Source organism: Tissierellales bacterium, assembly GCA_025210965.1.
Classification (GTDB): domain Bacteria; phylum Bacillota; class Clostridia; order Tissierellales; family JAOAQY01; genus JAOAQY01.
In genome coordinates this window covers 38355-49664 of the sequence record JAOAQY010000215.1, presented here as the reverse complement: position 1 = coordinate 49664, position 11310 = coordinate 38355, and the positions used below count along the sequence as shown (strand labels likewise).

General features: G+C 35.6%; 9 protein-coding genes, 2 tRNA genes and 1 riboswitch. Of the genes, 9 read left to right on the top strand and 2 right to left on the bottom strand.

What is annotated here, in order from left to right:
- Positions 1-28 precede the first annotated feature (28 nt).
- Together N4A40_15800 and N4A40_15795 are read right to left on the bottom strand one after the other, a co-directional pair.
- Positions 29-105, bottom strand: a tRNA-Pro gene (locus N4A40_15800).
- A 15-nt stretch (positions 106-120) separates the two neighbouring features.
- Positions 121-197, bottom strand: a tRNA-Pro gene (locus N4A40_15795).
- A gap of 285 nt (positions 198-482) precedes the next feature.
- Between N4A40_15795 and N4A40_15790 the strand changes: the two genes are divergently transcribed.
- The 9 genes from N4A40_15790 to N4A40_15750 all read left to right on the top strand — a co-directional run bounded on the left by N4A40_15790 (position 483) and on the right by N4A40_15750 (position 11205).
- Complete coding sequence (locus N4A40_15790; protein ID MCT4663317.1) at positions 483-938, top strand: small multi-drug export protein; 456 nt, start codon at positions 483-485, stop codon at positions 936-938.
- Positions 939-1033: 95 nt separating this feature from the next.
- Positions 1034-1143, top strand: a riboswitch (SAM riboswitch).
- Positions 1144-1277: 134 nt separating this feature from the next.
- Entirely contained in the window at positions 1278-2462 is a 1185-nt protein-coding gene (gene metK / locus N4A40_15785; protein ID MCT4663316.1) for a methionine adenosyltransferase, read from the top strand.
- Between the two features lie 134 nt (positions 2463-2596).
- Entirely contained in the window at positions 2597-4849 is a 2253-nt protein-coding gene (locus N4A40_15780; protein MCT4663315.1) for an ATP-dependent RecD-like DNA helicase, read from the top strand.
- Entirely contained in the window at positions 4836-5570 is a 735-nt protein-coding gene (locus N4A40_15775) for a ComF family protein (GenBank protein MCT4663314.1), read from the top strand. Before N4A40_15780 ends, N4A40_15775 begins: the two co-directional genes overlap by 14 nt.
- 15 nt (positions 5571-5585) lie before the next feature.
- Positions 5586-6008, top strand: coding sequence for a MerR family transcriptional regulator (locus tag N4A40_15770; GenBank protein MCT4663313.1), 423 nt, complete (start codon positions 5586-5588; stop codon positions 6006-6008).
- 85 nt (positions 6009-6093) lie between these two features.
- Positions 6094-6381, top strand: a complete 288-nt coding sequence (flgM, locus tag N4A40_15765; protein ID MCT4663312.1) for a flagellar biosynthesis anti-sigma factor FlgM — start codon at positions 6094-6096, stop codon at positions 6379-6381.
- Positions 6382-6392: 11 nt separating this feature from the next.
- Positions 6393-6887: a flagellar protein FlgN gene (locus tag N4A40_15760; protein ID MCT4663311.1), complete on the top strand. Its 495-nt coding sequence runs from the start codon at positions 6393-6395 to the stop codon at positions 6885-6887.
- 119 nt (positions 6888-7006) lie between these two features.
- Positions 7007-8968: a flagellar hook-associated protein FlgK gene (gene flgK, locus N4A40_15755; protein ID MCT4663310.1), complete on the top strand. Its 1962-nt coding sequence runs from the start codon at positions 7007-7009 to the stop codon at positions 8966-8968.
- Between the two features lie 245 nt (positions 8969-9213).
- A complete protein-coding gene (locus N4A40_15750; protein MCT4663309.1) occupies positions 9214-11205 on the top strand; it encodes a methyl-accepting chemotaxis protein in 1992 nt (663 codons plus the stop codon).
- Positions 11206-11310 lie beyond the last annotated feature (105 nt).

Genomic DNA, 11310 nt, shown 5'->3' with positions numbered 1-11310 from the left:
GCGCTATACCCCGAAATGAAATTTTATATGGTCGGGGTAGCAGGATTTGAACCCGCGACCCTCTGGTCCCAAACCAGATGCGCTACCAAACTGCGCTATACCCCGAAATGAAATTTTATATGGTCGGGGTAGCAGGATTTGAACCCGCGACCCTCTGGTCCCAAACCAGATGCGCTACCAAACTGCGCTATACCCCGATATATGAATTCTTTAAATAAGCTTTACCGACGAGACTTAGTATAGACGATTTTGAAAAAATAGGCAATAGCTATAATTTTAATCTATACCCCTATTTTCTCGTATATACACGAAAATTCTTTGTTTTACTCTTAAATACTAAAGATTGACATATTTTTTTCATTCGAATGTAGTATTTGATTTAAATAAAAAACTTAATCAGTTTTTAATAAAAGAATGCTATCATTTTTTTAGCAAAGATACAAAGACAATTAGTAAATAATTTATTGAAAGGATGAATGCAAATGACACGTATAGCTAGGCTTTGGGTCATAATTGCAGGGGCGACACCAATAGTTGAGGTTAAAGGTGCTATACCTATGGGAATAGCATTAGGTTATACAGCTTTTGAAAGTTTTTTATTGAGTTTAATTGGAAATATAGCAATGATACCTATACTACTTTTATTTTTAAGGCCGGTATTTAAAATTTTAAAGAGAAATGATCGGATAAGAAATATTTTAGAAAAACTAGAACAAAGAACACTTAAGAAGAATGAAAAATATTTAAAATACAGTTTATTTGGTTTGTTTTTAGTAGTAGCAATACCACTTCCAGGCACTGGAGTTTATACAGGATGTCTAGCGGCGAGTCTTTTGGATATAAGATATAAATACTCTTTTCCAGTAGTGATACTAGGAGCTATTGTATCTGCCATATGCATATATACACTTTCTGGTTTTGGCGTTGGATTTCATTAAAAATGCTTGACAAGAAGAATTGTTGATAAGAAAAATGATTGACAAGAAAATAAAGGCATGATAGAATTAAGTGCTTAATAAATAATAGTGAATATGCCTTATCAAGAGTGATGGAGGGAATGGGCCCGATGATATCCGGCAACCTGAAAAGTTTGATCTTTTTGTGGTGCTAAATCCCACAGGTGTGAGTCCTGGAAGATGAGGTTGATTGTCTACAATCCTCGTCTTTTGACGAGGTTTTTTTATGCTTTGAGAACGGGAAGCTTCAAATTGGACAAAACAGAAAAGGCATGTTGTCTTTATTTTGCAAAAATGAAGGAGGAATGAGAAGTGAGTAAAGTGAGAAAAAAGTTTTTTACATCGGAATCAGTAACAGAGGGACATCCAGATAAAATTTGTGATCAGATATCAGATGCTGTTTTGGATGCGATTTTTGCAAAGGATCCAAACGCTAGAGTTGCTTGCGAAACTAGTGTTACTACAGGATTGGTATTGGTAGCTGGAGAAATATCTACAAATACTTATGTTGATATTCAAAAATTAGTAAGAGAAACAGTTAGAGAAATCGGATATACTAGAGCTAAGTTTGGATTTGACTGTGACACTTGTGCAGTACTTACAGCACTAGATGAGCAATCACCAGATATAGCTATGGGTGTTGACAAAGCGTTAGAGCACAAAGAGGGAACTGCGAAAGACGATTTGGATACTGGTGCTGGAGATCAAGGAATGATGTTCGGATTTGCGTGCAACGAAACTCCAGAACTTATGCCGTTACCTATAAGTTTGGCACACAAGCTTACTAGAAGATTGTCAGAGGTTAGAAAGAATGGTACGCTTAAATATTTGAGACCTGATGGTAAATCACAGGTAACTGTAGAGTATCATGACGGAAAGGTAGCAAGAGTTGATGCAGTTGTAATATCTACTCAGCATGATGCAGAAGTTTCATTAGAGCAGATTAGAGAAGATATAATCAAACATGTCATCCGTCCTGTAATTCCAGAAGGATTGATAGATGAAGATACTAAGATTTTTGTAAATCCTACTGGTAGATTTGTAATTGGCGGACCTCAAGGAGATGCAGGTCTTACTGGAAGAAAGATAATAGTTGATACTTACGGTGGATATGCTAGACACGGCGGTGGAGCATTCTCAGGAAAGGATCCAACAAAAGTTGATAGATCGGCAGCTTATGCAGCTAGATATGTTGCTAAGAATATAGTAGCGGCAGGACTTGCAGATCAATGTGAAGTTGAGCTTGCGTATGCTATAGGTGTTGCAAATCCAGTTTCTATATTGGTTGAAACATTTGGAACAGCTAAGATAGATGAGCAAGACATCGAAGATTTAGTTAGAAAGCATTTTGATCTTCGCCCAGCTGCAATTATTAGAGATCTTGATCTTAGAAGACCTATATACAAGCAAACAGCGGCGTATGGTCATTTTGGACGTACAGACATTGATTTGCCATGGGAAAGAACTGACAAGGCAGAACTTTTGAAAAAAGAGAGCGGAAGATAGATAGCTAAAAAAATTATAAAAGGTCTCAAATTTTATCAGAGCATAGATGAAATTTGAGGCCTTTTGTCGTTCGAAGCTTTTCTTGTGTTATAATTAAAGAATCGAATGTAAGAATATAAAGTGAGGGATTTTAGGTGGAAGTGATTAATGGAAGTTTGGAAGATGTGATATATACAAACGCTGAAAATGGCTATTTAGTAGGGATATTAGAGACAGAAGATGATGTGATAACCATAGTTGGAAATATTCCAAATCCACAATTAGGTGAGCACTTAGAACTTACGGGAGAGTGGATTGACCACCCTAAGTTTGGCAAGCAATTTAAATTAAGTACATATCGCTCTACTATTCCAACTTCACTTCAGGGTATAGAAAATTATCTATCTAGTGGATTGATTCCAGGTATAGGACCTAAAATGGCCAAGCGAATAGTGGCTTATTTTGGAGAAATGACACTTGATATTTTGCAGAAAACACCGAGAAGGATAATAGAAGTTGAAGGAATCGGAGAGAAAAAAGCTGATGGAATAGTAGCTGCTTTTGCAGAGCAGATGGAGATTCGAAATGTGATGCTATTTTTGCAGGAATATGGAATAAGTCCACATTTTGCAGTAAAGATTTACAGAACGTACGAAGACGAGACCATAGCAAAAATAAAGGAGAATCCATACAGATTAGCAGATGATATAAAGGGAATTGGATTTAAAAAAGCAGATGAAATTGCTCAGAAACTTGGGATAGGAAGTGACTCGGAATTTAGAGTTTATGCTGGCGTGAAATTTGTGTTGCTGCGAAAGGCGAATGAGGGGTATTCATATTTACCTGAAGAGGTTCTCGTAAGACATACTAGAGAGCTTTTAGGAGTGGATGAAGAATTTGCAAAGACGTGTATAAAAAATATGGCCATGGCGCAGCAAGTTAAAATTGAAGATTTAAATGGGCATACAGGAGTGTATTTGATGGGGCTTTATCATGCAGAGACTGGTGTGGCATCTAAATTAGTAGAGCTTATGATAGCGGAGATGGAAAAACTTGAGATCGATGTCAATGATAGATTAGATGGTCTTGAAAATAGGCACAATATAAAATATGGAAGTCAGCAGAGAAAAGCTATAGAAGAGGCTGTTAAACAAGGAGTCCTTGTAATAACAGGAGGACCAGGAACGGGAAAGACAACTACCATAAATAGCATAATAGATATATTTGAAGGACTTAGTCAAAAGGTTCTTTTAGCGGCGCCAACAGGACGAGCTGCAAAGCGTATGTCAGAGGCAACAGGTCATGAGGCAAAGACTATACATAGATTGTTAGAATATAGTTTTTCAGAAGAAGAAGCACTTATGAGTTTTAGTAAAAATGAGGAGGAACCACTAGAGGCAGATGTAATTATAATAGATGAAGTGTCAATGGTGGACATAACACTTATGCTGTATTTGCTTCAGGCTATAAAAAAAGGAACTAGAGTACTTTTGGTTGGAGATGTAGATCAATTGCCTTCTGTAGGGCCTGGAAATGTTCTAAGAGACATAATTGGAAGCAAGCTAGTTCCGGTTATAGTTCTTGATGAGATATTTAGACAAGCTCAAGAAAGTATGATAGTAGTAAATGCTCATAAGATAAATAAAGGTGATTGGCCTGAATTAAACGTAAAAGATAAAGATTTCTTTTTCATAAAAGGGAAGAAACCTGATGATATAGCTGAAACTATACTAGGACTTTGTGCTGAGAGATTGCCGAAATTCAATGGATACGATCCTAAGAAAGATATACAAGTACTAGCTCCTATGAAAAAAGGAGAATGTGGTGTAATTGCACTTAATAAAAAACTTCAGGAGCGACTAAACCCTCTTAAAGATGCGGTTAGAGAGCTAGATCTTCAAAAATTTAGCTATAGAATTGGCGATAAAGTCATGCAAATCAAAAATAATTATAAGATGAAATGGCAACAGATAGAGAATGGTGTAAAAACTGAAGAGGGGGAAGGCGTTTTTAATGGCGATATAGGTTATATTCGAGAGATTAACATCGAAGAGAGGACGCTGGTTGTAGAATTTGAAGATCATAAATTTGTGAATTATGAAGGGCTTCAAGCTTCGGATGAATTGATGCTTGCATATGCAGTTACTATTCACAAAAGTCAAGGTAGTGAATTCCCAGTTGTAGTTATGCCTATGACGTGGGGGCCGCCTATGCTGCTTACTAGGAATTTATTATATACTGGTATTACTAGAGCAAGGGAGCTTGTGGTGCTAGTAGGAACAGAAAACTATATGCATCAAATGATACAAAATACTCAAATAGAGCAGAGATATTCAGGTCTTGGAGATAGGCTTAATAAAGTTAGAGAACTGTACTTTGAAAGAGATGATAAGGGTGAATCTAATTAAAAGTGTTGAAAATTTAATTTTTCCAGAACAAAATATTTGCTATATCTGCGGTGAAAGATTTGCACATGTAAATGATTGGCATATTTGCAATACGTGCTATAGTAAACTTTGCAAAAATGACGGAAATACTTGTGAGGTTTGTGGAAAATCACTTGTGGAAGAAACTGCGGTAAGATGTAAAACTTGTGCTCAAAGTGTAAGATTCTTCAAGAAAGCTACAGCACCTTTAATCTACAATGGTGAAGTGAAGCAAATGATAAGGGATTACAAATTTCACGATAAAAGCTATTATTATACATTATTAGGACATATTTTATTAGAACATCTCAGAAAAGATGAGAATAAAGATTTTTTGTGCGAAGTTGATTGTATAGCAAGTGTACCTATGACTTTTAGAAAAAAAGTTATAAGAGGATTTAATCAAACTGAACTTATCGCTAAATTTATTTCTGAAAATACCGATATATCATATGAGACAGAGTTTTTCATAAAGACAAAAGAGACTTCAATTCAAAGTCATCTGAATAGGCTTGAGAGGGAGAAAAACATCAAAAGAGTTTTTGAAGTCTCAAAAATAGGGTATTATGAAAATAAGAAGGTCCTGCTAATTGATGATATATTGACAACTGGGAGCACTGCAGATGCGGCTGCTAAGACCTTACTAGAAGCGGGAGCAACAGAAGTATACGTTGCAACCCTTGCAACGGGGAGGAACGTCTAGCGAGGAGGAAATACTATGAACAAGATAGTTAATTGTAAGCAGTGTGGAAAGATTTTTAATTACGATGGATCAAAGGTGTGTCCTAAGTGTAGGAGAGAAGAGGCTGATAATTTTCAAAAAGTAAAGGATTATTTATATAAAAATCCAGGCTCTAGTACCCAAGAAGTTTCAGAGGAAACAGAGGTACCTGTTGCCAAAATAATAGAGTATTTGAGACAGGGAAAATTGGAAGTAAAAGGTGACGGCAATATGATACTTGAATGTGAGCGCTGTGGTGTGCCTATTGCTAGTGGTCGTTATTGCGAGAAGTGCATAAAAGATATGCATGATACCTTATCTGGAGCAGCTAATAGTATAAAATCAACCATAAAGAAACCAACTCAAAGTAAGCAGAAGAGTGTAGCAGAACTTATGAGAACTCAGCATAGAAAAAAATAAAAAAATATCATAAATATACTAAAGCATTACTCGTATTCTGTCGATAGTATAGTAGAAGCCAATGGAAAGGGAATGAGGTGTTTTTATGAAGATAAATAATAGCGCAAATATACAAAGAATGATGAGCGTTTATAACAAGCAAAACATCAAAGCCAAAAAAACATCGTCTAAGACAGAAGTGGGTAAGAGAGACGAATTAAAATTATCTGATGCAGCTCAGGATTTTCAAACTGTATTAAATGCAGCTAAGGATGTTCCTGAAATCAGACAAGAAAAAGTTGATGCTATCAAGACGCAGGTGGAGTCTGGAGAGTATAAAGTTGATGCAAAGAAAATCGCAGCAAAAATGATGGCGGAAGCTAGAAGAAGATAGGGGCTAATGCGATGAGAGCGATTTTAGATCAACTGAGAGTTATACTTCAAGAAGAGCTTGAGGTGTACAAAAAATTACTAGATATAACGTTGACCAAAAAGGATGTTATAACAGAAAATAGAATACAAGAACTCGATAAGATGACACAAGTGGAACAGAGTTTGATTATGAAGATTGGTAAACTAGAGGAGTCTAGAGAAAAATTAGTTGATCAAATGGGGAAACGAATAGGTCTTAAAGACTTTGGAATGAGAGAACTAATTGATCATTTAGAAGATAAAGATAAGTCATTTTTTGTCGAGATTAGAGAGGACTTGCTGAGAACTCTCAATCGTATTCATGATGGGAATGATTTGAATAAAGTATTGATAGAAGATTCTCTTGAGTTTGTGAATTTGAATTTGGATTTACTTACAAGTGTTGGGCAGAGTGATAATTACAAGCAGACAGCAGAGGATCCGGGACAGGTTAAACCATCTAAGAGTTTATTTGATGTTAAAATTTAGTAGTATAATTTGGAACTATCCAGAAAAGGATAGTTCTTTTTTGTGGAAAATATTTTATTATCAAGATATTCTCAAAATAAACCGATAACTATAGTGAATAGTAAAGAGGAGGTGGCGATATGGGCTCTTCATTTTTTGGTTTGTCTACGGCTGTGTCAGGTTTATTTGCAAATAAAAAAGCCCTTGATACAGTTGGACATAATGTTTCTAATATGAATACTAAGGGATATACTAGGCAGCAAGTAAATCATTCGACTAATAGATATGATGATATTCCGGCAGGAAGCGTAGGTACCGGTGTTAATGTCCAAGAGATAAGACAGATAAGAGATCGCTTTTTAGATATGAGATATAGAGAGCAGAATAGGCAGTCTGCTTATTATGATGCCAGAGCTGAGGTGTTTGAACAAGTAGAGGAGATATTTAACGATCTTGACGATAGTGGAATACAAAAGGTAGTATCCGAGTTTTGGAACAAGTGGGATGAGGTTGCGAAGAATCCAGAAGATTTAACTAATAGAGCGCTTTTGAAACAGAGCAGTCAGGCTATGATTGATACAGTCAACCACATAAGCGATCAATTAGATGATTTGCAGCGAAATTTAAATAAAAATATAGAGCAAATGGTCAACCGAGTAAATGAAATAGCTGAGGAGATAGCTCATATCAATAAGGAAATAATACACAATGAAGGGGTATTTGGTGGAGCTAATGATCTTAGAGATAGAAGAAATGTTCTCATAGATGAATTATCTGGATTACTGCCAATTGATACACTGGAAAGATCTGATGGTTCTATAAATATAACAGTTGGCGGAAAACATCTAGTTCAAAGTATATTTACGACAAAGATGATGACTATTCCTAGAAAAAGCTCTTATGTTGATGTTTACTGGGATGAGTTTGAGAGTATATTTGATAATGAACTTGTAGATTTGGATGTGTCAACTGAAAAAGCGGGAGCGCTTAGAGGGCTTATAGATGCTAGAGGTGATGTAGATTCTAGAATTGTTGGAAAGGGAAACGGTGCAGTAAATTTGGATGTAGATGTTCATTTTGTGAGTAATTCAGGAACGTTAAATGCAAGCCAAAATTCCAAGTTAAGTGAATTTAAGAATTCTATGAAAGCAGAACTGGAAGATTATGAGCTAAATCCCGAAATAAGTGAGGACAATGCTAAGACATTTTCTAATATATACGATTTGATTGACTATGTTGATTCAGGCGGAGACTTTGAAAATAAAGATGGTCATCAAAAAATAATATTGATGACTAATTCTACTATTGATATAAGTGGTTCGGCGACTATGAGGGCGGATTTACTAGCAGAATTAAAGGATAGAGGCGTTTCAATCTCTATAATCGGAGACATAAACGATAAGAACTTAGCTGATATAACAGAGGCTACTGGTGGAACACTTCACGATATAACAAAAATCGATGAACCTAATTATCTTAAGAATTTGGCATTTGAGACGAATTCTACTGCATCAGAAGAAATGGGAGATGTAGGTGAGTTTGCAGAGGTTATTCCGGATATCAAGCAAAAATTGAATGCCTTTATAAATGGATTGGTTAGAAATATAAATAGAATTCATGAAAAAGGATACGACTTAGAGGGAAATAAAGGAGAACCTCTTTTTGTAAGAGAAAATCCAGCACTTCCACTTCAGGCTGGCAATATAAAATTAAATCCTATATTTGATGAAGAAAAGGGTCTTAATTATTTTGCAGCAGCAGATAAAACGGAAGAACGAGGAAATGGTAAGATTGCTGAAGAGATCAATAAATTGAGAGAAAAGAGATTATTTGGAAGTAAAACTCCTGATAAATACTATAGAAGTATCACATCTGAATTAGCAGTAAGTGCAAATCATTCAAAAGGAATGAAAGATAATTTTGACACGCTCAAGAATGAAGTTGAAAATAAAAGGCAGCAAATATCTGGTGTTTCTATGGATGAGGAGATGACGCTTATGATGAAATATCAATATGCATTTTCTGCAAATAGTAGAATGATAAACGTCATAGACCAGATGATAGATAAACTTATAAATGGAACTGGAAGAGTGGGAATATAGATAAGTCATAGATGAAAATCAGTAAGACTAGAAGTAAAGCAAGTGAAGTGATTTGTGAAAAGAGAGTGATGAATAAACCTGAATTTTAGCGATTTTGCTGAAATTCAGGTTTTTTTATATAATCAATTACGTAAATAACGAATTATTTTCATTTTGTTCATATATTTTATCTAAAAACTATTAATGAATAGCGATAAGATGACGTTATATAGTTAGGTAGATAAGAAGACAATAGGAGGAGATTTATGAAACTGAATATCAGAACAAAATTATTAGGAGTAGTTACAGCGATTGTAGTATTAGCGGTTATGGCTGTTGGGGGAGCATCGTATTATATTTCAAGTCAGCTAGTTATGGAAAATTTCAAGACATCAAGTGGTGCGATTGGAGAGGAAATAGCTAGATCTATTCAAAATGAATACCAGGGTTACATGGATGGATTGAAGCAATTGGCATTAAATGATAATTTCAAGACTTTCGAAGAAACGGGATATACAACTTGGCATAGAAATTTACTTAAAAATTATACTGACGTGTATGAGACAGTGTACCAATCATATATAGGTACTCCCGATGGTGGGATGTATATCTATCCTGAGAATGATTTTGAAGAGGGATACGACCCTAGAGTGAGAGAATGGTATACTGGTGCAATGAAGACTGGGGCAGAGAATTGGACTAAGGTTTATGAGTCTGCAACCACAGGAAAACCGAGTGTCTCTGGAAGTAAAGTCGTAAAAGATGCTAGTGGTAAAATCATTGGTGTGGTGGCAATGAGTATGGATCTTGAAAGACTTTCTAAAGACATGTCAGAGATAAAGGTAGGAGAAACTGGAGCAGTTGCACTTTTGACGGCAGAGGCAAATTGTATTACTCATAAGGACCCAAAACAAGTGGGAAATAAGGTACCGGTAAAGGCAATTGAAGATCAGATACTTAGCGGAGAAGAGGGAATTGTAAACTATACTTATCCAAATGCAGATGGAGTGGTAGTAAAAAAATATGCAGTGATTAGAAAAGTTGAGGGACTTAATTGGTACCTTATGGTTTCGATGTTGGAATCAGAGGCCTATGATCAAGCGAGTGTATTGATTGGAAATACATTCATGATTGGTTTTGCGGCTATATTGATTGCATTTATTGGAGCATTCGTGTTTGCAAGATCGCTTACTAAGCCTATATATAGAGTAGTTGAAGATATGGCTAAAGTTCAATCGGGAGACATGACTGTGGTCTGTAATGTGAGATCAAAAGATGAGATTGGAGAACTTGCAAGAAGATTCAATGATATGACATCTAATGTAAGAGAGCTCATAGAGAATGCATCTAAAATGACAGATTCGGTAGGAGAGTCAGCAGAGTCATTGGCTGCATCAAGTGAAGAAGTTAGTGCTTCGGCAGACGAGGTTTCAAGAACTGTTGAAGAAATAGCTAAAGGTGCTAGTGAGCAAGCTCAAGATGCAGAAGCTGCAGCGATGCTTACATCGAAGTTAGATTCAGGAGTGAGAGAGCTTGAAGAGAGTACACAAAATATCTACCAAAAATCAGCAGATATAAAAGAAATAAATGTGAATAGTACACAAGTAGTTGTGGACCTTAGAACTAAATCTGTTGAAAATATGTCATCAACAGGAGAGGTTGTTACTGCCATTTATGATTTAGAGGAAAAATCTAAAGATATAGAAAATATACTTACAACTATAACATCAATAGCAGAGCAAACTAATCTTCTGGCACTTAATGCTTCAATAGAGGCAGCTAGAGCAGGAGAACATGGTAGAGGATTTTCAGTAGTAGCAGATGAGATAAGAAAACTTGCTGAAGAATCATCTTCATCTGCTGAAAAAATAGCAGAAATTGTAAGAATGATACAAGGTCAAACTCACCATACAGTTAACATAGTAGAAGATTTGAAAATCAACACAGAAAAGCAAAATACAGCGGTGAAGGCAGTTGATGAATCATTTGATAATGTTTCACAGGCCATAGAAGGAATTGCAGTTGCTATTGAAACGATAGATAGACAGCTTAGAGATATGATTAATGACAAAAACAATATAGTTACAGCTATAACAAATATATCGTCAGTATCAGAAGAAACAGCAGCTGCTAGTGAAGAAGTAAGTGCTAGTATGCAGCAACAGACGGCAGCGGTTGAAATGGTAGCAAGATCGGCTGAGGAATTAAATGAGAGAGCAGTTAATCTGAAAAATGATATAAGAAAGTTTAGAATATAGATTTAAATTAAATGAAAGAGCCTAGTTCGAAATATTATTTTTCAAGCAAAGTAATATTTGAACTAGGCTTTTGTTTTCGTTATTATGTTAATGGTTTTTATCTCT

Coding starts and splice junctions, on each gene's coding strand:
- N4A40_15770 (MCT4663313.1), top strand. CDS start 5,586: ATGAACAAGATAGTTAATTGTAAGCAGTGTGGAAAGATTTTTAATTAC.
- flgK (MCT4663310.1), top strand. CDS start 7,007: ATGGGCTCTTCATTTTTTGGTTTGTCTACGGCTGTGTCAGGTTTATTT.
- N4A40_15760 (MCT4663311.1), top strand. CDS start 6,393: ATGAGAGCGATTTTAGATCAACTGAGAGTTATACTTCAAGAAGAGCTT.
- flgM (MCT4663312.1), top strand. CDS start 6,094: ATGAAGATAAATAATAGCGCAAATATACAAAGAATGATGAGCGTTTAT.
- N4A40_15750 (MCT4663309.1), top strand. CDS start 9,214: ATGAAACTGAATATCAGAACAAAATTATTAGGAGTAGTTACAGCGATT.
- N4A40_15790 (MCT4663317.1), top strand. CDS start 483: ATGACACGTATAGCTAGGCTTTGGGTCATAATTGCAGGGGCGACACCA.